Raw genomic sequence first — 25351 nt, 5'->3', positions numbered from 1 at the left:
AATGATGAGGTTTGTGAATGCCCCGCAGCACCTGGTTTTGCGCAATACTGTTGTTCGTCGCCCTTTGGGCGCCCGTAAGTCAGGCAGATACCGGTTGGCAGCCCTTAGCTGAAACCATCCGTAAAAGCGATAAAGATACCCGCCAGTATCAGGCTGTGCGCCTGGATAACGGCATGGTCGTCTTGCTGGTATCCGATCCTCAGGCCGTGAAATCCCTTTCCGCACTGGTGGTGCCGGTTGGGTCTCTGGAAGATCCCGACGAGCATCAGGGGCTGGCGCATTACCTCGAACATATGTGTCTGATGGGCTCGAAAAAATACCCGCAGCCGGACAGCTTAGCGGAATTCCTTAAAATGCACGGCGGCAGTCACAATGCCAGCACGGCGCCTTATCGCACGGCTTTCTACCTTGAAGTTGAAAACGACGCGCTGGTCGGGGCGGTAGATCGTCTGGCGGACGCCATTGCCGAACCGTTGCTGGATAAAAAATATGCCGATCGCGAGCGCAATGCTGTCAACTCTGAGCTGACGCTGGCGCGTACCCGTGACGGTATGCGTATGGCGCAGGTGAGTGCCGAGACCATTAACCCGGCGCACCCGGGCTCGCGCTTCTCCGGCGGTAACTTGCAAACGCTGAGCGACAAGCCGGGTAATCCGGTGCTGCAGGCTTTACAGACGTTTCATGAAAAGTACTACTCGGCAAACGTGATGAAGGCGGTAATTTACAGCAATAAACCGCTGCCAGAACTGGCGCGGATAGCCGCTGATACCTTCGGACGGGTGCCGAACAAAAATATCGAAAAGCCGGAAATCACCGTCCCGGTAGTTACCGACGCGCAAAAAGGCATCATAATCCACTATGTCCCGGCGATGCCGCGTAAAGTGCTGCGCATTGAGTTTCGTATTGATAACAATAGCGCACAGTTTCGCAGTAAAACGGATGAGCTGGTGACGTACCTGATTGGCAACCGCAGCCCTGGTACCTTGTCTGACTGGCTGCAAAAACAGGGGTTAGTGGAAGGCATCCGTGCGGACTCTGATCCGGTGGTCAACGGTAACAGCGGTGTATTAGCTATTTCCGCGACCTTAACCGACAAAGGCCTGGCGAATCGCGATGAAGTGGTCGCGGCCATCTTCAGCTATCTCAACCTGTTACGCGATAAAGGCGTCGATAAACGTTATTTCGACGAGCTGGCGCACGTGCTGGATCTCGACTTCCGCTATCCGTCCATCACCCGTGATATGGACTATGTGGAATGGCTGGCAGATACCATGATCCGCGTTCCGGTAGAGCATACGCTGGATGCGGTAAATATTGCCGACCAGTACGATGCGAAAGCCGTGCAGCAGCGTCTGGCGATGATGACGCCGCAAAACGCGCGTATCTGGTACATCAGCCCGAAAGAGCCGCACAACAAAACCGCATACTTTGTTGATGCGCCTTATCAGGTCGATAAAATAAGCGACAAAACCTTCGCTGACTGGCAGCAAAAAGCGCAGGGCATTGCGCTGTCTTTGCCAGAGTTGAACCCCTATATTCCTGATGATTTCACACTGATTAAAGCGGATAAAAAATATGCGCATCCGGATCTGATCGTCGATGAGCCGGATTTACGCGTGGTCTATGCGCCGAGCCAGTATTTTGCCACTGAGCCGAAGGCCGACGTCAGCGTGATCCTGCGTAACCCGAAGGCGATGGACAGCGCCAAAAACCAGGTGTTATTCGCGCTTAACGATTACCTGGCAGGCATTGCGCTTGACCAGTTGAGTAACCAGGCTGCGGTGGGCGGTATTGGCTTCTCGACCAACGCCAACAACGGTTTGATGCTCAACGCCAACGGCTATACACAACGTTTACCGCAGCTTTTTCAGGCGCTGCTGAGCGGCTATTTCAGCTATACCTCTACGGACGAACAGCTGGAACAGGCGAAGTCCTGGTACGCGCAGATGATGGACTCCGCAGAAAAAGGCAAAGCCTACGACCAGGCGATTATGCCGGTACAGATGCTTTCTCAGGTGCCGTACTTCTCGCGTGATGAGCGCCGTAAGCTGCTGCCTTCCATTACCTTAAATGAGGTGATGACCTACCGTGACACGTTAAAAGCCGGGGCGCGACCTGAATTCCTCGTGATTGGTAATATGAGCGAGGCGCAGGCGAAGACCATGGCGCGGGACATCCAGAAACAGCTGGGTGCTAACGGCTCGGAGTGGTGTCGTAACAAAGATGTGGTGGTGGACAAAAAGCAGTCCGTTATCTTTGAAAAAGCGGGCAGCAGCACAGACTCCGCGCTGGCGGCAGTATTTGTCCCCACCGGCTACGATGAATACACCAGCTCTGCCTACAGCGCCATGTTAGGGCAGATTGTGCAGCCGTGGTTCTACAATCAGCTGCGCACCGAAGAGCAGTTGGGCTATGCCGTATTTGCCTTCCCGATGAGTGTGGGCCGTCAGTGGGGGATGGGCTTCCTTCTGCAAAGCAGTGACAAGCAGCCGTCTTATCTGTGGGACCGCTACAAAGCATTTTTCCCCACGGCGGAAGCGAAGCTGCGGGCGATGAAAGCCGATGAGTTCGCGCAAATTCAGCAGGCTATCATTGCGCAAATGCTGCAGGCGCCGCAAACGTTGGGGGCAGAAGCTTCGCAGTTAAGCAAAGATTTCGATCGGGGTAATATGCGCTTCGATTCACGTGATAAAATCGTGGCTCAGATTAAACTGCTGACGCCGCAAAAGCTTGCCGATTTCTTCCATCAGGCGGTGGTTGAGCCGCAAGGCATGGCGATACTGTCACAGGTTTCCGGCAGTCAGAACGGGAAGGCAGACTATGTGCGCCCGGAAGGCTGGAAAGTGTGGCAGACTGTCAGCGCGTTGCAGCAAACCTTACCCCTGATGAGTGAAAAGAATGAATGATGCCGCTGAGTCCCTTGATCCTCTCCGCTTGCCCCTGACGGGCGAGCGTCTGATTGAAGCCTCCGCAGGCACCGGTAAAACCTTTACCATCGCCGCCCTGTATTTACGTTTACTACTTGGACTGGGCGGCTCTGCCGCCTTTCCCCGCCCGCTGACCGTCGAAGAGCTGTTAGTGGTCACCTTTACGGAGGCGGCCACTGAAGAACTGCGTGGACGTATTCGTAGCAACATCCATGAACTGCGTATTGCCTGCCTGCGTGAAACCACCGAAAACCCGCTGTACGCCCGTCTGTTAGATGAAATTGCCGATAAAAAGCAGGCCGCGCAGTGGCTGCTGCTGGCTGAACGACAGATGGATGAAGCGGCGGTGTTTACCATTCACGGTTTTTGTCAGCGCATGCTCAGTCTCAATGCCTTTGAGTCCGGCATGTTGTTTGAACAACAGCTGATTGAAGATGAATCACTGCTACGTTATCAGGCCTGCGCGGACTTTTGGCGTCGGCATTGCTACCCGCTGTCTCGCGACATTGCGAAGGTGGTTTTTGAAACGTGGAAAGGGCCGCAGGCGCTGCTGAGGGATATCGATCGCTACTTGCAAGGGGAAGCGCCGGTCATTAAAGCGCCGCCGTCAGCTGATGAAACGCTGGCATCCCGACACGAAAAAATCCTCGCGTGCATCAATCAAATCAAGCAGCAATGGTGCGATTCGGTTGATGAGCTGGACGGATTGCTGGAGGCCTCCGGGATCGACCGACGTAAGTTTAACCGGGGTAATCAGGGCAAATGGATCGAGAAGATAAGCGCCTGGGCGCAGGAAGAAACGCAAAGTTATCAACTGCCGGATGCTCTGGAAAAATTCTCCCAGCGTTTTCTGGAGGATCGCACCAAAGCGGGCGGCGTCACGCCACAGCATCCGCTCTTTGTTGCCATTGATGAACTGCTCGCTGAGCCGCTGACCATTCGCGATTTGGTGATCACACGGGCACTGGCGGAGATCCGCGAAACGGTGGCTGCAGAAAAACGTCGACGCGGTGAGCTGGGTTTTGACGATATGCTCAGTCGTCTCGATGCGGCGCTGCGCAGCGAAAGCGGCGACGCACTGGCGACAGCCATCCGCAGCCGTTTTCCGGTGGCAATGATTGATGAATTCCAGGACACCGATCCGCAGCAATATCGCATTTTCCGCCGTATTTGGCAGCATCAGCCGGATACGGCCCTGCTGCTGATTGGCGACCCGAAACAGGCGATTTACGCGTTTCGCGGCGCGGATATTTTTACCTATATGAAGGCGCGCAGCGAAGTGAGCGCGCACTATACGCTCGACACCAACTGGCGCTCGGCGCCTGGCATGGTTAATGGTGTGAATACGCTGTTTAGCCAGATGACCGACGCCTTTATGTTCCGCGAAATCCCCTTTAGTCCGGTGAAATCCGCCGAAAAAAATCAGTCGTTGCGGTTTGTCCTGAACGGTGAAACACAGCCAGCGATCAACATGTGGTTAATGGACGGGGAAAGTTGCGGTGTCGGTGACTATCAGAATTACATGGCCCGGGTTTGTGCGACGCAAATTCGCGACTGGCTGAAAGCCGGACACGCGGGCGAGGCACTTCTGACGAGCGCTAAAACATCACGACCGGTGCGCGCGTCGGATATCAGCGTGCTGGTGCGCAGTCGCCAGGAGGCGGCGCTTATCCGCGATGCGCTGACGCAACTGGCGATCCCGTCGGTCTATCTTTCCAACCGTGACAGCGTCTTTGAAACCCTCGAAGCGCAGGAACTACTGTGGGTATTGCAGGCGGTGATGACGCCGGAGCGTGAAAATACGCTGCGTAGCGCGCTGGCAACGTCGATGATGGGGCTGAATGCGCAGGATATCGAAACGCTCAATAATGATGAGCATGCCTGGGATGCGGTAGTCGAGGAGTTTGACGGATACCGTCAGCTCTGGCACAAGCGCGGCGTGATGCCGATGCTGCGCGCGCTGATGTCGGCGCGCCAGATTGCGGAAAACCTGCTGGCAACGGCGGGAGGTGAGCGTCGCCTGACCGATATTTTGCACATTAGCGAGCTGCTACAGGAGGCAGGTTCGCAGTTGGAAAGCGAGCATGCGTTGGTGCGCTGGTTATCCCAGCATATTCTTGAGCCAGACAGCAACGCGTCCAGCCAGCAGCTCAGGCTGGAAAGCGATAAGCACCTGGTCAAAATCGTTACCATTCACAAATCGAAAGGGCTGGAATACCCGCTGGTCTGGCTGCCTTTCATTACCCATTTTCGCGTGCAGGATCAGGCGTTCTATCACGATCGCCGTTCGTTTGAAGCGGTGCTGGATCTCAGCCAGGCCGATGAGAGCGTCGAGCTGGCTGAGGTTGAACGTCTGGCGGAAGACCTGCGTTTGCTCTACGTCGCGTTGACCCGTTCGGTATGGCACTGCAGCCTTGGCGTTGCGCCGCTGGTACGCCGCCGGGGAGATAAAAAAGGTGACACCGATGTGCATCAAAGCGCGCTGGGCCGTCTGTTGCAAAAAGGCGAGCCGATGGACGCTGCCGGACTGCGCGCCGCCATTGACGCGCTTTGTAGTGATGATATTGCCTGTCGGGTCCCTGATGAACCGGACACCGAACGCTGGCTTTCTGCTGAAGAAAGCCGCGAGCCGTTGAGTGCGCGGACGCTACCGCGCCTGCCAGGCGATAACTGGCGCGTTACCAGTTATTCCGGCCTGCAACAGCGCGGGCACGGTATCGCGCAGGATCTGATCCCCCGGCTGGACGTTGATGCGGCGGGCGTCGGCGAAGCGATTGTGGAGTCCGGACTCACGCCGCACCAGTTTCCGCGTGGGGCGTCGCCGGGAACATTTCTGCATAGCCTGTTTGAAGTGCTTGATTTTACCCAGCCGGTGGACCCGCTTTGGGTGCAGGAACAACTCGCGCTTGGCGGGTATGACGCACATTGGGCGCCGGTTCTGACCCCGTGGCTGGAGGCCATTTTGCATGCGCCGCTCAACGAAACTGGCGTGAGCCTGAGCGCACTTTCAGCGCATGAAAAACAGGTGGAGATGGAGTTTTATCTGCCGATTTCGCAGCCGCTGATTGCCAGCCAACTGGATGCGTTGATCCGCCAGTATGACCCGCTCTCGGCGGGCTGTCCTCCGCTGGACTTTATGCAGGTACGCGGCATGCTGAAAGGGTTTATCGACCTGGTGTTTCGTCATCAGGGGCGTTATTACCTGCTCGACTACAAGTCTAACTGGTTGGGTGAAGACAGTACGGCGTACACCCAGCAGGCGATGGCCGCTGCCATGCAGGCGCATCGCTATGATCTGCAATATCAGCTTTATACCCTGGCGCTGCACCGCTATTTACGTCATCGCATCGCAGACTACGACTATGAACGTCATTTTGGCGGCGTCATCTACCTCTTCCTGCGCGGCGTTGACAGCGAACAACCGCAGCAGGGTATTTACGCGACCCGACCTGACGCAGAATTGGTTGCCTTGATGGACGAGATGTTTGCCGGTGCGACACTGGAGGAGACGTTATGACAATCCAAACGCGATTACTGGAGGCGGTAGAGCAAAAGCAGCTCCGGGCGCTGGATGCCCAGTTTGCGCTGGCGGTTGCCGGTAACGATAACCCTGCGGTCACGCTGGCAGCGGCGCTACTCAGTCGTGAAGCGGGTGAGGGACACGTCTGTTTACCGCTTTCCCGTTTATCCTTAAGCGAAGACGCCCATCCTCTGCTGAGCGCCTGGCTGGGCGAAGCGGGTGAGCCAGCAGACTGGACTGAATGCCTGCTGGCCTCCGTGGCGGTGAGTCGCGGCGAGCGTCCCACTCCGTTGGTGCTGTACGGCGATCGCCTGTACCTGAATCGGATGTGGAATAACGAACGTACGGTCGCCCGCTTTTTCAGTGAAGTTAACCAGGCAATCGACGTCGATGAGTCGCGGCTGGCCCAGACGCTGGAGACGCTTTTTCCGCGAACAGAAGAGGGCGTTAACTGGCAAAAGGTGGCGGCGGCCGTGGCGCTGACTCGCCGTATATCGGTGATCTCCGGCGGTCCGGGAACCGGTAAAACCACCACGGTTGCGAGGCTGCTGGCGGCATTGATTCAGATAACCGACGGCGAGCGCTGTCGTATTCGCCTGGCGGCACCGACGGGAAAAGCGGCGGCGCGTCTGACCGCATCGCTGGGCGCGGCACTGCGTGAGCTGCCGCTGACCGATGAGCAAAAGAAACGCATTCCGGATGATGCCAGTACGTTGCATCGGCTGTTGGGTGCGCAGCCCGGCAGCCAGCGCCTGCGCCATCATGCGGGCAACCCCCTGCATCTTGATGTGCTGGTGGTGGATGAAGCCTCGATGATTGATTTGCCCATGATGTCACGCCTGATTGATGCGCTACCGCCGCACGGGCGGGTGATTTTTCTTGGCGATCGCGACCAACTGGCGTCCGTTGAGGCGGGCGCGGTGCTGGGAGATATCTGTGCCTTTGTGAATGCGGGGTTTACTCCCGAACGTGCAAAACAGCTGAGTCGGTTGACCGGCAGCACCATTCCTGCGGGCGTGGGCACCCTGGCCGCCTCTTTGCGGGACAGCCTCTGTCTGCTGCAAAAAAGCTACCGTTTCGGCAGTGATTCCGGTATCGGCCAGCTGGCGTCGGCGATTAATCGCGGTGATAAAGCCGCGCTGAAAACGGTATTCCAGCAGGGATTTAGCGATATCGAAAAACGTACCCTGCACAGCGGGGAAGACTATGCCGCTATGCTTGAAGAGGCGTTAGCCGGATATGGTCGCTACCTGGATTTGCTGCGCGAAGGCGCAGAGCCAGGGGCTGTCATTCAGGCATTCAATGAATATCAGCTGCTGTGCGCCTTGCGAGAAGGGCCATTCGGCGTAATCGGACTGAATGAACGCCTTGAACAGGTGATGGTGCAAAAACGTAAAATCCAGCGTTCCGCGCATACCCGCTGGTACGAGGGGCGACCGGTGATGATTGCGCGTAATGACAGTTCGCTGGGGCTGTTTAACGGAGATATCGGTATTGCGCTCGATCGCGGGCAGGGGCTGCGGGTATGGTTCGCTTTGCCGGATGGGTCCATCAAGTCGGTGCAGCCCAGCCGTTTGCCGGAACATGAAACCACCTGGGCGATGACGGTGCACAAATCGCAAGGGTCTGAATTTGATCATGCGGCGTTGATTTTGCCCAGCCAGCACTCGCCCGTTGTCACCCGCGAACTGGTATATACCGCAATTACCCGCGCACGTCGCCGCCTGTCGCTGTACGCCGATGAGCGGATATTAAGTGCGGCTGTCGCTATTCGCACAGAACGCCGCAGCGGGCTGTCGGCGTTATTTAATGACGGTATTACAGAGTAAGTTTGTAGGCCGGATAAGGCATTTATGCCGCATCCGGCTGCGGTGTGCCTGATGGCGGCGCTAACGCGTCTTATCAGGCCTACGATCTGCCTACCAAAGATGTGCCAGTGATGTAGGCCGGATAAGGCATTTATGCCGCATCCGGCAACGACCACTACCCTAAATCTGCCATCAGCACTTTTGACCGCCGCTGATAGTTGTACATCTCTTTCTTGCTTTCCGGCAGCAGGTCGATATCCACCGGGGTGAAGCCGCGCTCCTGGAACCAGTGGATGCTGCGCGTGGTCAACACGAACAGCTTGCTGAGCCCCATTTGTCGGGCTTGCACGGCGATCCGCTCCAGCAAAACCTCGCCACGCGATGAACTACGATAGTCTGGATGCACCGCCACGCAGGCCATTTCGCCAATTCTTTCTTCCGGGAAAGGGTACAGGGCGGCACAGGCGATGGTCAGGTTATCACGCTGAATAATGGTGAACTTGTCGATCTCCATTTCCAGTTGCTCGCGGGAGCGGCGTACCAGAATACCTTGCTGCTCCAGCGGGCGGATCAGCTCCAGAATCCCGCCGATATCATTGATGGTCGCGCGACGGATCTGCTCGGCGCTCTCCATCACAATTTGCGTCCCGATGCCGTCGCGTGAGAACAGTTCCTGCAACAGCGTGCCGTCTTCCTGATAGCTAATCAGGTGGCAGCGGCGTACCCCGCTACGACAGGCTTTGACCGCACCCCGTAGGAAGCGTACGGTACCGGAGCTGTAGTCACCGATCGCTTCCTGGGCTTCAACGCGCGCCTGGGCCTCGTTGGGGAACAGTTCGGACACAATATCGCCATCATCGTTAATCACCCCTTGCGAGGAGCAAAAGCCGATCATCTTTTCCGCTTTCAGTTTGATGGCTAACTGAGTGGCGACCTCTTCAGACGTCAGGTTAAAGCTCTCGCCGGTCACGGAAACGGCGACAGGTCCCATCAGAACAATGGCGCCGCTGTCCAGTTGGCGGTGAATCGCCTCTTCATCAATACGACGAATGCGCCCGCTGTGGCAGTAATCGACGCCGTCATCCACGCCCAACGGCTGGGAGATAATAAAATTCCCGCTGACCACGTTGATGTGCGCACCCTGTAAGGGCGTATTGTTCAGGCTCATTGACAGGCGTGCAGTAATATCAAGCTGGAGCAGACCAGCTGCCTGTTTGACCAGCTCCAGCGTTTTGGCGTCAGTCACGCGCGTATTTTTGTGGTACACCGGCTCATGCTGATGCGCAGCAAGGTTGGCATCAATCTGTGGTCGCGCGCCATACACCACAACCAGGCGAATGCCGAGGCTATGAAGGAGGCCAATGTCATTGACGATACTGGAAAAGTTTTCGTGCTCGATGGCTTCGCCGCCCAGCATAATGACAAACGTTTTTCCCCGATGGGTATTGATATAGGGAACAGAATGGCGGAATCCCTGTACCAGCTCGGTTCTACGCTCCTTCACCACGGCACACCTCTATTGCATGATTATTCGTAATTTGTGTATTTTTATTCTGTTTTTGCGTTGTGCGCAAGCGTAATTTTTATTCCTGCTAAAGATTTTTCCCAGTAATGCCGTGAATATAAAAAGAATGTTTACCCTTTTGTAGATGACAGATTATGCGTCATTCGTTAAAGTTTCCGGTCAATTCGGACGTTTTACGTATTACCTCTACTAAAGATTTCTTTTGCTCGGGAGAAGCATGTCGGGATCCAATTCAGCAATCAGTCGCCGCCGTTTACTGAAAGGTGCGGGTGCTATGTGGCTTTTGAGCGTCAGTCAGGTTGGTTTGGCTGCCGTGAGTCAGGTCGTTGCGGTGCGCGTCTGGCCAGCGTCCAGCTATACTCGCGTCACCGTAGAATCCAATCGTCTGCTGAAATACAAACAGTTTGCCCTGAGTAATCCTGAGCGTGTGGTGGTAGATATTGAAGGCGTCAATTTGAACTCGGTGCTCAAGGGCATTGGGACGCAGATCCGCCCGGACGACCCGTACATCAAGTCGGCAAGAGTCGGGCAGTTTGACCCGCAGACCGTGCGTATGGTGTTTGAGCTGAAGCAAAACGTGAAGCCACAGCTTTTTGCACTGGCACCGGTAGCGGGCTTTAAAGAACGTCTGGTGATGGATCTCTATCCGGCCAATGCCCAGGATGTACAGGATCCTCTGCTGGCGTTGCTTGAAGATTACAATAAGGGCGATCTGGATAAGCAGGTGCCGCCTGCGCAAAGTGGTCCGCAGCCGGGTAAAGCGGGGCGCGATCGTCCGATTGTCATTATGCTCGATCCCGGTCACGGCGGAGAAGACTCCGGTGCCGTGGGGAAATACAAGACACGTGAAAAAGACGTGGTGCTACAAATTGCCCGCCGTTTGCGTGCGCTGATCGAGAAAGAAGGCAACATGAAGGTCTTTATGACGCGAAATGAAGATATCTTCATTCCGCTGAAGGTACGCGTGGCCAAAGCCCAGAAACAGCGTGCCGATCTGTTTGTCTCTATTCACGCCGATGCGTTTACCAGCCGACAGCCCAGCGGTTCGTCGGTGTTCGCACTCTCCACCAAAGGCGCGACCAGTACGGCCGCAAAATTTCTGGCGCAAACCCAGAACGCCTCGGATCTCATTGGTGGCGTCAGCAAGAGTGGTGACCGCTACGTCGACCACACTATGTTCGATATGGTGCAATCACTGACTATCGCCGACAGCCTGAAGTTTGGTAAAGCGGTGCTGAATAAGCTCGGTAAGGTGAATAATCTGCATAAGAATCAGGTTGAACAGGCCGGGTTTGCGGTACTGAAGGCACTGGATATTCCGTCTATCCTCGTGGAAACAGCGTTTATCAGTAACGTTGAAGAAGAGCGTAAGCTCAAAACAGCGACGTTCCAGCAGGAAGTGGCGGAGTCCATTCTGGCAGGGATCAAAGCGTATTTTGCCGATGGGGCGACGTTGGCAAGAAGGGGATAACAAAAAAGCGCTGAAAAGCGCTTTTTTTACGGGCCGTAGAAACAAAAAAACACCCGTCAGGGTGCTTAATGTATTGGTTGCGGGGGCCGGATTTGAACCGACGACCTTCGGGTTATGAGCCCGACGAGCTACCAGGCTGCTCCACCCCGCGTCACCGTACTGCTTTCTATTTTATCAAATTTGATTGGTTGCGGGGGCCGGATTTGAACCGACGACCTTCGGGTTATGAGCCCGACGAGCTACCAGGCTGCTCCACCCCGCGTCCGTCTTTTTGCTTTGTATTTCAAACCACATCGGCGTTGGCTTTCCTCGTTCACCTCAGTCACTTACTGGAGTAAGCTCCTAAGGATTCACTGCGTTGCCGCCTTGCTGTGATTCGAACTACTTCGCAAAAATCTTACATCAAATTTTAATTGGTTGCGGGGGCCAGATTTGAACTGACGACCTTCGGGTTATGAGCCCGACGAGCTACCAGGCTGCTCCACCCCGCGTCCGTGGATGCGCACTATACTCTGCTAACGATTTCATGCAACCTTTTTTTACGTGGATCACTGTTTTAGGATGAAAATGAACAAAAACAACGCATTTCGGTCTATTTTTTGTTCAAAATTTGCCTTGAGGTATGTATTCGCATTTCATTAGGTTCAGGGGTTTGTTATCTTCATCTCGCATTCAGGCAACTTAAGACGAGAACAATGAAAGGACGTTGGGCAAAATATCTTCTGGCGGGGGCGGTAGTCGTGATGCTCGCCGCGTGTTCCTCTAAACCCACCGATCGTGGGCAGCAGTATAAAGACGGGAAATTGACCCAGCCTTTCTCACTGGTGAATCAGCCCGATGCGGTTGGCGCACCGATCAATGCCGGTGATTTTGCCGAGCAGGTAAATCAGATCCGCAGTTCCTCACCGCGTTTATATGGCAATCAAAGCAACGTTTACAACGCTATTCAGGAATGGTTACGCGCGGGCGGTGATACGCGCAGTATGCGCCAGTTCGGTATTGATGCCTGGCAAATGGAAGGGGCGGATAACTATGGTAACGTCCAGTTCACCGGCTATTACACGCCGGTCATCCAGGCGCGCCATACGCGTCAGGGGGAATTTCAGTACCCTATCTACCGCATGCCGCCAAAACGCGGACGCTTACCAACGCGTGCTGAAATCTACGCCGGGGCGCTGAGTGACAACTATATTCTTGCCTACAGCAACTCCCTGATGGATAACTTCATTATGGATGTGCAGGGTAGCGGCTATATTGACTTCGGCGATGGCAGCCCACTTAACTTCTTTAGCTATGCTGGTAAAAACGGCCATGCCTACCGCAGTATTGGTAAAGTACTGATCGACCGTGGTGAAGTGAAGAAAGAAGATATGTCGATGCAGGCGATCCGCCACTGGGGCGAAACGCACAGCGAAGCCGAAGTGCGTGAGCTGCTGGAGCAAAACCCGTCGTTCGTCTTCTTTAAACCACAATCTTATGCCCCAGTTAAAGGCGCCAGCGCAGTGCCGCTGATTGGCCGCGCTTCGGTTGCTTCCGATCGCAGCATTATTCCAGCTGGTACGACGTTACTGGCCGAAGTCCCGCTACTGGATAATAACGGCAAGTTTACCGGTCAGTATGAACTGCGCTTGATGGTGGCACTGGATGTCGGTGGCGCTATCAAAGGCCAGCACTTTGATATCTACCAGGGTATTGGTGCCGATGCCGGACATCGCGCAGGTTGGTATAATCACTATGGTCGCGTCTGGGTGCTGAAGTCATCCGGCAGCGCGGGTAACGTATTTAGCGGCTAGTTGCCTGATGGCGGCTAGCCTTATCAGGCCTACAAATTAGCGCGTAGGCCGGATAAGCGAAGCGCCATCCGGCTATGAAACGACACTCAGGGCGGCATTGTCCGCTCTTTTTGTTTTCTATATCTGAGGTTCTATGTCAGTGGTAATAAGCGACGCCTGGCGTCAGCGTTTTGGCGGCACCGCGCGTCTGTATGGTGAAAATGCCCTGCAATTGTTTGCCGGGGCGCACGTTTGCGTGGTCGGGATTGGTGGCGTGGGCTCGTGGGCGGCAGAAGCACTGGCGCGTACCGGGATTGGCGCGATTACGCTCATCGATATGGATGATGTGTGCGTCACCAATACTAACCGTCAGATCCATGCCCTGCGAGATACCGTCGGGCAGGCGAAAGCCGAGGTGATGGCCGAGCGGATACGCCAGATTAACCCGGAGTGTCGGGTTAATGTTGTCGACGATTTTGTCACGCCAGATAATGTTGCTGAGTATATGAACGCGGGCTTTTCGTATGTCATTGATGCTATCGACAGCGTGCGCCCGAAAGCAGCGCTGATTGCTTACTGTCGACGCAATAAAATTCCGCTGGTCACCACCGGTGGCGCGGGGGGGCAGATCGACCCCACGCAGATTCAGGTCGTTGATCTGGCAAAAACCATTCAGGATCCGCTGGCGGCAAAGTTACGTGAGCGTCTAAAAAGCGATTTTGGCGTGGTGAAGAACAGTAAAGGCAAGCTGGGCGTGGACTGCGTGTTCTCGACCGAGGCGCTGGTGTACCCGCAGGCAGACGGCTCCGTGTGTGCCATGAAGGCGACGGCGGAAGGGCCGAAACGTATGGATTGTGCATCCGGATTTGGCGCGGCCACCATGGTGACCGCAACCTTTGGCTTTGTTGCCGTGTCTCACGCACTGAAGAAGATGATGGCGAAAGCCGCGCGTCAACCCTGATTGTGTCGGGTGGCGCTACGCTTATCTGGCCTACGGTTTGTGTGGCGTTGTAGGCCGGATAAGACGCATCAGCGTTGCCATCCGGCACCCTGAACTGCCCCAACGAGCGCATCCAACCCCTGGCTGCGCGAGGCGCTAAGCTGCGCGCGTAACCCCAATTCATCAAAGAACGCCATTGGCGAATGTGTCTGTAACTCGGCGGCGGTTTTGCCCTCGACGGCGGTGAGTAAAACCGCCAGCAGACCGCGCACGATACGTCCTTCACTGTCACCGAAGAAATGCAGGATGCCATTATCCTGCAGGGTATACCCCAGCCAGACGCGGTTTTCACATCCGGCAATCTCTCTGGCCTGTGCCTTCAACGCATCCGGCAGGGCCGGGAGCTGCTTACCGAGCAGGATCAACTGACGATATTTATCTTCCCATTGGTTGAGCGGGAGAAAGGTATTGCGTAACGTCTCTTCGGTTACGGTTGTGCCAAACGGGTGTCCGGCGAGCAGAGGAGTTGTCATTAATCCACCAATATTTCCAGCGCGCGGTCAACGGCTGTGACCAACGCATCCACATCACTTTGGCTATTATAAGGTGCAAATGAGGCGCGCAGGGTGCCTGATACGCCAAGTTCTGCCAACAGCGGCTGTGCGCAGTGCTGTCCTGCACGCAGCGCAATGCCATATTCGGCCAGCAGCGTGACCATATCGCTGTGGTGCACCCCGGCGAAGTCAAAGGCTAACAGGCTGGAATCCTGACAGCGGAAGGAGCGGAATCCAGGGCGTTTTGCCAGCGCATCCTCCGCCAGCGTCGCCAGGCCACGGCTCCAGCTCTCGGCCTGAACAATGTCGATATCCGCCAGCCATTCCAGCGCCGCGCTCAGGCCGATGACTCCGGCCACGTTAGGCGTACCTGCTTCCAGCTTCCACGGTGCTGCCTGAGTGGTGAACCCCTCAAAGCTGACCTCGCTAATCATTTTGCCGCCGCCAAGCCAGGGTGACATGGCGTCCAGTAGCTCAGGCTTACCGTACAGTGCGCCAATGCCGGTTGGACCGTACAGCTTGTGGCCCGAGAATGCATAGAAATCAATGTCTAACTGCTGAACGTCGGCGGGAAAATGCACCACACCCTGGGCGCCGTCTACCATCACCACCATTCCTGCCGCGTGGGCAAGTGTAATGGCGCGTGCTAAATCCGGGCAGCCGCCGGTGACGTTAGACATCTGTCCCAGCGCCAGTATGCGACTGCGCGGGGTGATGAGCTCGGGCAAACGCTCAACGTCAGGAAGTAACTGCGCATTGAGCGGCAGCCTGACGACCCTGGCCCCGGTTTGCTGGGCGACCATCAGCCAGGGAACGAGGTTGGCGTGATGTTCTGCCACGCTAACGATGATCTCATCACCCGGCTGCAAACGTGGGCGCGCGTAGCTTTGCGCCACCATGTTGATGGCTTCCGTCGTGCCGCGGGTCCAGACGATGGTTTTGTCATCCGACGCGTTGATCAGACGGGCGACTTTTTCCCGTGCGGCCTCATAGCGGGCGGTCAGGCGTTGGGCTTCGGCAAACTGGCTGCGATGGACGTTCCCGGCGCTCAGGTTATAAAACTGATGCGTAGCTTCAATAACCGTCTGCGGCTTGAGCGCTGTGGCGGCGCTGTCGAGATAGACGCCAGCATCATTGAGTGCGGGAAACTGTGCGCGAAACTGCGCGGGGTTAAAAGCGTTCATGGGATTCCTCAGTTCAATACACCGATCGTGGCGCAAAAAGGGCGCTGGCACAAGGGTAACCCTAAGCATCGGAATCCTCTGGATATCCTGGTGAAATCAGACCAGTGTCTTATGCTAGATAATGTTAGGCGAATATTTTTGCCTGTTATGGAATTCGTTTTATTTAGCATAAATCGCTTTAAGGAGAAGAATATGAAAAAGACTGCCGCCATTATCTCTGCCTGTATGCTGACTTTTTCCCTGAGCGCCTGTTCTGGTCCGAACTATGTAATGCACACCAACGATGGTCGGACAATCGTGTCTGATGGTAAGCCAAAGACCGATGATGAAACGGGAATGATTTCGTATAAGGACGCTAACGGCAACAAACAGCAGATTAACCGCACTGACGTGAAAGAGATGGTAGAACTGGAGAACTAGCCGCTCGGCCATCGATAAAACGCAGACAAAAAAAAGCACCGCAAGTTGGCGGTGCTACATTAATCACTATGGACAGACAGGGTAAATGTACAGGAAGTGAAAAAGGGTAGCTTTGCTACCATGGTCTGAATTGCAGACCAATTGCAAACACAACAACACAACATCACAACCGTAAGCCAAAAGCCCACCAGAACACGCATTCCGATAAAACTTTTCGTTCCGGCTTCAGGAAGTGCCGCCACTATAGGTATTTGCTGGTAGAACCTCAACGGACAATTTATAATGGCTCAGATTAAAAAAACTAATAGGTTACAGCCTGTTAGATTACTGTTAAATTCATTTAACATCAAAGCCTAAAAGTCATGTCAAAACGATTACCACCCTTAAATGCGTTACGTGTTTTTGATGCCGCGGCGCGTCATTTGAGCTTTACTCGCGCGGCAGAAGAGCTTTTTGTGACGCAGGCCGCAGTAAGTCACCAAATCAAGTCACTTGAGGATTTCCTTGGGCTGAAGCTGTTCCGTCGACGCAATCGATCTCTTCTGCTGACGGAAGAAGGCCAAAGCTACTTCCTCGACATCAAAGAGATTTTTTCGCAATTAACCGATGCGACGCGTAAACTTCAGGCACGCAGTGCAAAAGGCGCGCTTACGGTCAGTTTATTGCCCAGTTTTGCCATTCAATGGCTGGTGCCCAGACTCTCTAGCTTTAACTCAGCTTATCCGGGAATCGATGTCAGGATCCAGGCAGTAGACCGTCAGGAAGATAAACTGGCTGACGATGTTGACGTGGCGATTTTTTATGGCCGCGGCAACTGGCCTGGCCTGCGTGTAGAAAAATTGTACGCAGAATATCTGTTGCCGGTCTGCTCTCCTTTATTACTCACCGGCGATAAACCGCTGAAGACGCCAGAGGATCTGGCAAAGCACACGTTATTGCACGATGCTTCTCGCCGCGACTGGCAGGCCTATACGCGTCAGCTTGGCCTGAATCATATTAACGTTCAGCAGGGACCTATCTTCAGTCATAGCGCCATGGTGCTACAGGCTGCTATCCATGGACAGGGTGTTGCGCTGGCCAATAACGTGATGTCGCAATCAGAAATTGAAGCGGGCCGTCTGGTCTGCCCGTTTAATGATGTGCTGGTCAGCAAGAACGCGTTTTATCTGGTTTGTCATGACAGTCAGGCAGAACTGGGTAAAATAGCCGCCTTCCGTCAGTGGATTCTGGCGAAAGCGGCCACTGAACAAGAAAAATTCCGCTTTCGTTACGAACAATAATTTACGTAGGGTATTAACATGACCAGCCGTTTTATGCTGATTTTTGCCGCCATAAGTGGCTTTATCTTTGTTGCTCTGGGCGCGTTTGGGGCTCATGTTCTGAGCAAAACGCTTGGCGTTGTTGAAATGGGTTGGATCCAGACCGGTCTTGAGTATCAGGCGTTTCATACGCTGGCTATTTTTGGTCTGGCCGTCGCCATGCAGCGACGTATCAGCATTTGGTTTTACTGGAGTAGCGTGTTCATGGCATTAGGTACCGTGCTGTTTAGCGGTAGCTTGTATTGCCTCGCGCTCTCTCATTTACGCCTGTGGGCGTTTGTTACCCCGGTCGGCGGTTTCAGCTTCCTGGTAGGCTGGGCGCTGATGTTAGTGGGTGCTATTCGATTGAAACGTAAGGGCGTTAGCCATGAATAAGGTTGTATTGTTGTGTCGCCCGGGTTTTGAGAAAGAGTGCGCCGCAGAAATTACGGATAAAGCAACGCGCCGGGAAGTGTTCGGCTTTGCCCGCGTGAAAGACAATGCGGGGTATGTGACTTTTGAGTGCTATCAGCAGGGGGATGCTGAAAAGCTCGTAAAAGAGTTGCCGTTTAGCTCGCTGATTTTTGCTCGCCAGATGTTTGTTGTCGGCGAGTTGCTGCAATATTTACCGCCGGAAGACCGTATTACGCCGATTGTTGGCATGTTGCAGGGCGTGGTGGAGAAGGGCGGCGATCTGCGCGTAGAAGTGGCCGACACCAACGAAAGCAAAGAGCTAGTGAAGTTTTGCCGCAAATTTACCGTACCGCTGCGTGCAGCGCTGCGCGAAGCGGGAGTGCTGGCAAAGTATGAGACACCAAAGCGCCCGGTAGTCCATGTGTTCTTTATTGCGCCGGGCTGCTGTTACACCGGCTATTCCTGGCCTGACAACAACTCGCCGTTTTACATGGGGATCCCACGTCTGAAGTTCCCGGCCGATGCGCCAAGCCGCTCAACGCTGAAGCTGGAAGAGGCGCTGCATGTCTTTATTCCGGCCGATGAGTGGGATGAGCGCCTGGCAAACGGTATGTATGCGGTGGATTTAGGCGCATGTCCTGGCGGCTGGACCTATCAGCTGGTCAAACGCAATATGTGGGTTTACTCCGTGGACAATGGTCCGATGGCGCAAAGCCTGATGGATACCGGACAGGTTACCTGGCTGCGTGAAGACGGATTTAAGTACCGTCCGAATCGTAGCAACATTTCGTGGATGGTTTGCGATATGGTGGAGAAGCCGGCGAAAGTTGCCGCGCTGATGGCACAGTGGCTGGTCAATGGCTGGTGTCGTGAGACGATTTTCAATCTCAAACTGCCGATGAAAAAACGCTACGAAGAAGTGTCGCAAAACCTGGCCTATATTCAGGCGCAGCTGGATGAACATAACATCAATGCTCAGATTCAGGCGCGTCAGCTGTACCATGACCGCGAAGAAGTGACCGTGCACGTGCGCCGTCTGTGGGCTGCCGTAGGCGGTCGTCGCGACGAGCGATAGGGCTGCATTGTAGGCCGGATGGCGGCGTAATCGCCCTATTCGGCCTGGGTTATTTCAATCAACTGTGTATCTGAAATAATATGCGTCACATCATCCAGATGCCCAATTCTGGTTTCTCCCGAACGATTAAATTTACTTTTATCGATCAGCAATAAAGACTGCGATGCACGCTTAAGCAGAATGGATTTGAAATCTGCGTTGGTCGCATTTGAGTCCCAAAGCGCACCGTCGCTGTCGATCCCTTCGCAGGAAAAAATAAACAGGTCGATCTCGAGTGGTTTTAGCTGCGAGATAAGCGAGGGATTAACGTAGCAACCGTATTTGCGCTCAAGGCGGCCGCCCGAGCTGATGAGCTGAATGTGTTCGCGTTTAGCCAATTCCTGGCAAATGGGTTGGCTGTTGGTAAATACCTGGATGTTGATATCCGGTAATTGTCGGGCCAGATACCAGCAGGTTGAGCTGGCGTCTAAGGCGATCACCATACCTTCTTCGATCCATGCCAGCGCTTCTCGGGCGATATCCGCTTTGTGTGCATAGTGGCTTTTGAGTCGAATATGAAACGGGTCGCCGCTGTCCTGATTTTCACGATGAATAACTTTAGCCCGACCGTGATTGCGTAACACTTTACCCTGGGCCTGTAACTCGCTGAGATCGCGGCGGATGGTCTCTTTGCTGACGTTAAGCTGCAAAGACAAGGCTTCGGTTGTCAGGCTTTTGTGATTAGTAAGCAGATCTACGATTGCCTGCTGGCGCGCCGCTTTCATGTTCTGATCCTCATCTTATGATGAATGCCCGTACCAGACGGGCATTCTGACCAGAGATTACGGCGTTACCCCTTTTTTTAAAAGGATATTCCCGTACTTTGCCCGCTCTCCTGTGATAACGACAGCAAATGCCTTTTGTGCTCGTTCGTAAAAGGCATAGCGGTCAATACGCGTGATGTCGGGGCAGGGGGTCTGCAATGAAAGCGCCTGACGATAGCGAGCCTCAACGTCAGGATCGAGAGTGTCGCCTTCAACAGCGGCCATCATCACCAGCGGTGGGGCGTAGCTGTCGAGTTCAAATAGCGGAATAATCGCCTGTAGAAGGTCGCTGACCAGCAGACCGTCAGCGCGGATGACCTGTGGCCCCATGCTGTGCGCGGGGAAATGGGCATCGGAAAAGATAATTTCATCGCCGTGACCCATTTCAGCCAGCACTTTCAGCAGGTCGGGGGAAATTAAAGGGGAAATCGTTTTTAGCATGTCACTCGACTCCTGTGAGTTCGGGTTCAGTTTGCGGATAGAAATAACGGTACTGGTAGTGCACCTGGGCGCGAGCCTGTTCCGGAGAGGTAAATTCCCCAATGCCTGACCAGGCAAACATTGCGGCACCCGCCACGGTGGTTTCGGCATCATCCAGCACTTTTACAGGAATACCCAGAACGTTGGCTTTAATCTGATTCCACAGCGCGTTACGACTTCCACCGCCAACCAGCAACAGCTCTGTCGCCTGGAAGTGACCGATGGTCTCCAGTGTCTGTAGATTTTGCCGCAGCCGGTGGGTGAGTCCCTCCAGTGCCGCACGGTATAAATGTCCCCGGGTACTGTTGAGCGTGACGCCGTGCCAGCCCGCGTTCGCGCCGGTGAGCAGATCGCACTGCATTTTTACCCCATCAGCCCCAGCTGGAATGGCGTTGGCTTCATCGATAAGCGTTTGCCACGGCGTATCGGCAGTCCACAGCAGTTTACGTACCCATTCGAGCACGCCTGAAGCCAGCCACTGCATACCGGGATTGTTTAGTCCTGCCTGACTATCCAGCTCACAGGTGGAGCCCGCATAATGGCTAAGCAGGGAGGTGTTTACCTGCGCACTGCGTACCATCAGAATTTCCCATGTGCCGGAGGAGAGCACCGGTTCATCCTGTTGGGCTCCTGCGCCAAATAGCGCAAACTGTGTGTCGTGTCCGGCAGAGATGACCGGAATACCCTCTGGAAGTCCGAGCTGGTTAGCGGCCTCGTGTTGCAGTACTCCAATTTGTTCGCCTGCTTCAACCAGGCGCGGAAACAAGCGACGCGGTATACCCGTTGCCTGCAAAATGTCATGGCTGAAATCTCGCTGCTGGATGTCCAGCATCTGGCTGGTGCCCGCCATGGTGGTATCTGTGGTGAACTCGCCAGTCAAACGGTGGTTGATAAGTGATGAGATAAACAGCCAGGCGTGCGCCTGTTCCAGTAATTGCGGATGGTTTTCTTTCAGCCACACAAGTTTGTACAGCGTATTGAAGCTAAACGCGCCAACGCCGGAAACGTCCTGCAGCTGCTGCGGCGACATGTAACGATGGATATTTTCCATTACCGCTGCGGTACGTGGGCATTTCCAACTGATGACCGGATACAGTTGCTTGCCGTTCTTATCAACCAGCGCGCCGTCCACGCCAAAGGTGGTGACGGCGATCCCGCGAATATGACAGGCGGCCAGTTGAGTGGAGAGCCGCTGACAGCAGTCGGCAAAGCGTTGCAGAATGGCCTCCAGCGACCATTGGTGCCAGGCACTGTTTTCTGCGGCGATGTCACTGGCGTTCGGAGTCGCAGCACGAGCGACAATCTTTCCCTGTCGGTCAACGGCAATGGCCCGTACGTTGGTCGCACCACAGTCGAGAACCAGGATAACATCTTGTTTCATAACAACTCCTGAAACGTTGCCGGATGGCGCTACGCTTATCCGGTCTACAATTCGGTATTTTGTAGACCCGGTAACTTTCGCCACCGGGCAAAGACGCCGTGATTAACGTTTGTACAGCGGACCGTAGTTCTGGCAAGCGCGGTAATCCTGACCTTCCGTATCCATGCCATGGGCTGCCCAGGAGGAAGGACGATAGATTTTCTCTTCTTCCACATTGTGCATACACACTGGAATACGCAGCATAGCGGCAAGAGTAATAAAGTCTGCACCCACGTGACCAATGGTCAGCACACCGTGGTTCGCACCCCAGTTCGCCATCACCGAGTAAACGTCGCTGAACGGACCTTTACCGGTTAAGCGCGGAGCAAACCAGGTGGTTGGCCAGGTGGAGTTGGTTCGGGCATCGAGCTGGTCGTGCATGTCTTTCGGCAATTCCACGCTCCAGCCTTCGGCTATCTGCAGCACCGGTCCCAGACCTTTGATGATATTGATACGGGTCATGGTGAACGGCACGCCACCTTCGGTCAGAAAGCGAGATGAGTAACCGCCCCCGCGGAAGTATTCATGAATAGCCGGACACCACTCGGTTGCCGCCAGGCAATCATCCGCCTCTTTCTGCGAGATTTCCCAGTACGGTTTCATAGTCGGTTTACCATCGCTGTCGCGCTGTTTGCAGGAGCCGTCCAGTGCCGCAGAACCGGAGTTAATCAGGTGAATGATGCCGTGCTCAGCAAGGCCGGTTAGCGGTTTACCCGTGACGCGTTGCACCGCTTCCGGTGACCAGTAGGTGCGTACATCGGCAAAGACCTGTGCCGTGCCGGTGAGTTGATGACCGAACAGCATTGCCACGCCGTTCAGACTGTCGTTTTCGGTCGCGACAACGAACGGTTCACGTACGCCATTCCAGTCAAAGGAGCTGTTCAGCAATGCCTCGGCGGTATCGCCATTTGGGTATTGATCCGTCCAGTGACGCTGGCCCTGGAAGCCTGCAGCGATCGCGTTATAGCCCAGGGATTCTTCGACCAGACCTTTGTCTGCCAGCTTTTTGTTACCCTGCATCATGTCGCGAATGCACATAGCCATCAGCAGGCTTTCTTTCAGCACTGCGCGGCTTTGCTCTTCGTTACGTTTGTACTGCTGGGCATTCTGATCTTCACCGTAGCGGAAGTTATTGTCCGCCCACGCTAGCGCCATTTCCAGTTCTGCTTCGTCATAGATTTTCTGGTCAATACGACGACGCAGTTCGGTCATATCAACTGGCTGAACCTTCATGCCCAGCCAGGATTCAAAGAAGTTATGATCGACGATGGATCCTGCGATCCCCATTGAAACGCCACCCACGGACAGATAGCTTTTGCCTTTCATGCTGGCAACGGCCAGGCCCGCACGGCTAAAGCGCAGCAGTTTTTCTTCAACATCGGCAGGGATGGTAGTGTCACCCTCATCCTGCACGTCATGACCGTAAATTGAGAAAGCAGGAAGTCCTTTTTGGTTATGCGCAGCCAGTGCGGCTGCCAGATAGACGGCACCAGGACGTTCCGTGCCGTTGAAGCCCCAGATGGCTTTTGGACGCATGGGGTCCATGTCGATGGTTTCGCTGCCGTAGCACCAGCACGGGGTCACGGTGATTGTCACGCCCACATTTTGGCTACTGAATTTTTCTTCGCAGGCGGCGGATTCAGCCATCCCGGCAATGCAGGTGTCAGCGATCACGCATTCAATTTGTGCTCCGCAGGCGTGGCGAAGTTTTTCCGTGATAAGCACGGCAGTGGCTTTCGCCATATTCATGGTTTGTTCTTCGAGCGACTCGCGTACACCCATACGACGTCCGTCAATTACTGGACGAATACCGATTTTCGGTAAACTCATTTTGTTCATTCGAGGTTCCTCATCTCACTTTATGCCGTGCTGCTGAAGCGGATGGAGGACACCACTGCCGCAGTTGGCTGAATTTCTCATTTTTGCTAACTCGAGTTAGCTTAGGTATCAGAGAGTTTTTTGCACAACTTTTTTGTTGTGGAACTGTGAGAAGCCTCACGAGAAGTGGTTAAAATTCGATCTGCGTCAAATAAATAAATGGATGTATTCTAGTTAATTCCCTTTTTAATTAATAAGATACAATAAATTGTCTGCCCGGCATCACAATTTTAAATCAAATGATTTGGTTATTTTTTGCAGCTAAAATAGCTTTAAAAGGCAATCGCTAACTCGAGTTAGCAAAATTGATAAAACGCATCTACGATTTTAGGCAGTATTCGCATTAACGGTGACGATGGCTCCCTGGCAACGCTGTTTTCGCCTGATTTACCGACTGTAGTTTCTGTATATTGAGGAAAGCAGCAATGTCCGAAACATTTTTACAGATGAGCCATATAACAAAACGTTTTCCCGGCGTATTAGCGTTGAGTAATGTGGATTTTTCTTTACGTAAAGGGGAAGTTCACGCGCTGCTTGGTGAAAATGGCGCGGGAAAGTCCACCTTGATGAAAATTTTATCCGGCGTTTATCAACCGGATGAAGGCAGTATTATTTTTGAAGATCAATCTGTTTCATTTACGAACCCATTGAGTGCGCAAAAAGCTGGGATCACGATTATTCATCAGGAATTTAATCTTTTTCCTGAGTTAACAGTTGAAGACAATATCTTCATTGGCAGGGAATTTTGCAAAAATAACCGCTGGCGTCTCGACGAGAAACAACAGCGCCAGGCTGCTATCGATATTTTGCAAAAATTGAACCTGAACATTGCGCCAGATACGCTGGTTGCCGATCTTACCGTCGCTCAACAACAAATGGTTGAGATTGCTAAAGCCATATCGGTGAATGCCAAAATTCTGATTATGGATGAACCAACGGCTGCGTTGACGGAAACGGAGATCGACAGTTTATTTCAGGTTACCCGATTGTTGAAAGAGCAGGGTACCGGCATTGTTTATATCTCGCACCGTCTGGAAGAGCTGGCATTGATTGCCGACCGCGCGACCGTAATGCGAGATGGCCAGTTTATTGCCACCGTTGATTATGACGCGGTGAAAATCAGCGATCTGATTGCCATGATGGTTGGGCGTGACCTTGGGAATATCTATCCGCGTCGTGCCCCCCTGTCTCAGCATAAACCGGTGCTGGAGGTGAGTGGCCTGACGCGTAAAGGGGTGTTGAACAACATCGACTTCACCTTGCATCAGGGGGAGATTCTGGGTTTTGCCGGTCTGATGGGGGCAGGTCGTACCGAACTGGCGCGTGCTATTTTCGGCGCAGACCCTATTGATAGCGGCACCATTAAACTTAATGGCAATGTTACGGTGGTCAAAGATATCCCTGATGCAATTAAACAGGGGATCAGCTATTTAACCGAGGACAGAAAAAAAGAAGGGCTGGCATTAGGGTTGTCCGTTGAACGCAATATTATGCTGGGGAATTACCCGGAGTATTCCGATCGCTACGGTAATGTGGATAGCAAACGCTGTCAGCAAACCAGCCAGGAGCAGGTGAAAGCCCTGCGAATTAAAACGCCACACCTTGAGCAGGCCGCATTAAATTTAAGTGGTGGTAATCAGCAGAAAATAATTATTGCCAGATGGGTGTGTAAAGACACCGATATTCTCATCTTTGATGAGCCTACGCGCGGCATTGACGTGGGGGCCAAACTTGAAATTTATGAATTAATGAATCGACTGGTGGCAAAAGGGAAATCAATCATCATGATTTCTTCTGAATTACCGGAAGTACTGGGTATGTGCGATCGCATTTTAGTGATGCGTAGTGGTCGTATTACCGGT

The 25351-nt window shown here is 54.0% G+C and carries 18 protein-coding genes and 3 tRNA genes; 11 read left to right on the top strand and 10 right to left on the bottom strand.

The window, feature by feature from the left end:
• The first annotated feature begins 17 nt into the window (after nt 1–17).
• Genes ptrA through recD form a run of 3 tightly spaced genes read left to right on the top strand, consistent with a single transcriptional unit; the run spans nt 18 to nt 8276 of the window.
• Nucleotides 18–2906, top strand: coding sequence for a pitrilysin (gene ptrA, locus IMQ48_RS03220; protein WP_196207883.1), 2889 nt, complete (start codon nt 18–20; stop codon nt 2904–2906).
• Entirely contained in the window at nt 2899–6444 is a 3546-nt protein-coding gene (gene recB / locus IMQ48_RS03215) for an exodeoxyribonuclease V subunit beta (RefSeq protein WP_196207882.1), read from the top strand. Before ptrA ends, recB begins: the two co-directional genes overlap by 8 nt.
• Entirely contained in the window at nt 6441–8276 is a 1836-nt protein-coding gene (gene recD, locus IMQ48_RS03210) for an exodeoxyribonuclease V subunit alpha (protein ID WP_196207881.1), read from the top strand. The genes recB and recD overlap by 4 nt, the downstream gene beginning before the upstream one ends.
• A 154-nt stretch (nt 8277–8430) precedes the next feature.
• Here recD and argA read toward each other — a convergent pair whose 3' ends face one another.
• Nucleotides 8431–9762: an amino-acid N-acetyltransferase gene (argA, locus tag IMQ48_RS03205; protein WP_196207880.1), complete on the bottom strand. Its 1332-nt coding sequence runs from the start codon at nt 9760–9762 to the stop codon at nt 8431–8433.
• A gap of 235 nt (nt 9763–9997) precedes the next feature.
• Between argA and amiC the strand changes: the two genes are divergently transcribed.
• Nucleotides 9998–11251 (top strand): N-acetylmuramoyl-L-alanine amidase AmiC, encoded by a 1254-nt coding sequence (gene amiC / locus IMQ48_RS03200; RefSeq protein ID WP_196207879.1) that lies wholly within the window; start codon nt 9998–10000, stop codon nt 11249–11251.
• Between the two features lie 74 nt (nt 11252–11325).
• Here the strand turns inward: amiC and IMQ48_RS03195 are convergent.
• The 3 genes from IMQ48_RS03195 to IMQ48_RS03185 form a co-directional block, all read right to left on the bottom strand.
• Nucleotides 11326–11402 (bottom strand) — tRNA-Met (locus tag IMQ48_RS03195).
• Nucleotides 11403–11436: 34 nt separating this feature from the next.
• A tRNA-Met gene (locus tag IMQ48_RS03190) sits at nt 11437–11513 on the bottom strand.
• A gap of 152 nt (nt 11514–11665) precedes the next feature.
• A tRNA-Met gene (locus IMQ48_RS03185) sits at nt 11666–11742 on the bottom strand.
• A 204-nt stretch (nt 11743–11946) separates the two neighbouring features.
• Here IMQ48_RS03185 and mltA point away from each other — a divergent pair.
• Both mltA and tcdA read left to right on the top strand, forming a co-directional pair.
• Nucleotides 11947–13044: a murein transglycosylase A gene (mltA, locus tag IMQ48_RS03180; protein ID WP_096755869.1), complete on the top strand. Its 1098-nt coding sequence runs from the start codon at nt 11947–11949 to the stop codon at nt 13042–13044.
• 133 nt (nt 13045–13177) lie between these two features.
• Entirely contained in the window at nt 13178–13984 is an 807-nt protein-coding gene (gene tcdA / locus IMQ48_RS03175; protein ID WP_096755870.1) for a tRNA cyclic N6-threonylcarbamoyladenosine(37) synthase TcdA, read from the top strand.
• A 68-nt stretch (nt 13985–14052) separates the two neighbouring features.
• Here the strand turns inward: tcdA and csdE are convergent, their stop codons facing one another.
• A complete protein-coding gene (gene csdE / locus IMQ48_RS03170) occupies nt 14053–14496 on the bottom strand; it encodes a cysteine desulfurase sulfur acceptor subunit CsdE (RefSeq protein ID WP_196207878.1) in 444 nt (147 codons plus the stop codon).
• Complete coding sequence (csdA, locus tag IMQ48_RS03165) at nt 14496–15701, bottom strand: cysteine desulfurase CsdA (RefSeq protein ID WP_196207877.1); 1206 nt, start codon at nt 15699–15701, stop codon at nt 14496–14498. Before csdA ends, csdE begins: the two co-directional genes overlap by 1 nt.
• A 192-nt stretch (nt 15702–15893) precedes the next feature.
• On the opposite strand from csdA, the gene IMQ48_RS03160 reads away from it, so the two are divergent.
• The 4 genes from IMQ48_RS03160 to rlmM all read left to right on the top strand — a co-directional run bounded on the left by IMQ48_RS03160 (nt 15894) and on the right by rlmM (nt 18908).
• Nucleotides 15894–16121, top strand: coding sequence for a YgdI/YgdR family lipoprotein (locus IMQ48_RS03160; protein ID WP_196207876.1), 228 nt, complete (start codon nt 15894–15896; stop codon nt 16119–16121).
• 362 nt (nt 16122–16483) lie between these two features.
• A complete protein-coding gene (gene gcvA / locus IMQ48_RS03155) occupies nt 16484–17401 on the top strand; it encodes a glycine cleavage system transcriptional regulator GcvA (RefSeq protein WP_096755874.1) in 918 nt (305 codons plus the stop codon).
• Nucleotides 17402–17419: 18 nt separating this feature from the next.
• Nucleotides 17420–17815 carry a DUF423 domain-containing protein gene (locus IMQ48_RS03150; RefSeq protein ID WP_096755875.1) on the top strand — a complete coding sequence of 132 codons (396 nt, stop codon included), beginning with the start codon at nt 17420–17422 and terminating at the stop codon, nt 17813–17815.
• Entirely contained in the window at nt 17808–18908 is a 1101-nt protein-coding gene (rlmM, locus tag IMQ48_RS03145; protein WP_181498571.1) for a 23S rRNA (cytidine(2498)-2'-O)-methyltransferase RlmM, read from the top strand. The genes IMQ48_RS03150 and rlmM overlap by 8 nt, the downstream gene beginning before the upstream one ends.
• Nucleotides 18909–18943: 35 nt before the next feature.
• Here rlmM and fucR read toward each other — a convergent pair whose 3' ends face one another.
• From fucR to fucI, 4 genes are all read right to left on the bottom strand, one after another.
• The gene (fucR, locus tag IMQ48_RS03140; RefSeq protein WP_196207875.1) at nt 18944–19672 is read right to left on the bottom strand and encodes an L-fucose operon activator; all 729 of its coding nucleotides are present in this window, start codon (nt 19670–19672) and stop codon (nt 18944–18946) included.
• A 57-nt stretch (nt 19673–19729) separates the two neighbouring features.
• Nucleotides 19730–20152, bottom strand: coding sequence for an L-fucose mutarotase (fucU, locus tag IMQ48_RS03135; RefSeq protein WP_196207874.1), 423 nt, complete (start codon nt 20150–20152; stop codon nt 19730–19732).
• Between the two features lies 1 nt (nt 20153).
• A complete protein-coding gene (gene fucK, locus IMQ48_RS03130) occupies nt 20154–21572 on the bottom strand; it encodes an L-fuculokinase (protein ID WP_196207873.1) in 1419 nt (472 codons plus the stop codon).
• Between the two features lie 102 nt (nt 21573–21674).
• Entirely contained in the window at nt 21675–23450 is a 1776-nt protein-coding gene (gene fucI / locus IMQ48_RS03125; protein WP_196207872.1) for an L-fucose isomerase, read from the bottom strand.
• A 464-nt stretch (nt 23451–23914) separates the two neighbouring features.
• Between fucI and IMQ48_RS03120 the strand changes: the two genes are divergently transcribed.
• Nucleotides 23915–25351 (top strand): sugar ABC transporter ATP-binding protein (locus IMQ48_RS03120; protein WP_196207871.1); only part of this gene is annotated, 1437 nt, incomplete at its 3' end.

It is taken from the genome of Citrobacter sp. Res13-Sevr-PEB04-36 (genome assembly GCF_015672735.1).
GTDB lineage: Bacteria > Pseudomonadota > Gammaproteobacteria > Enterobacterales > Enterobacteriaceae > Citrobacter.
This window is presented reverse-complemented; position numbering and strand designations above follow the sequence as displayed.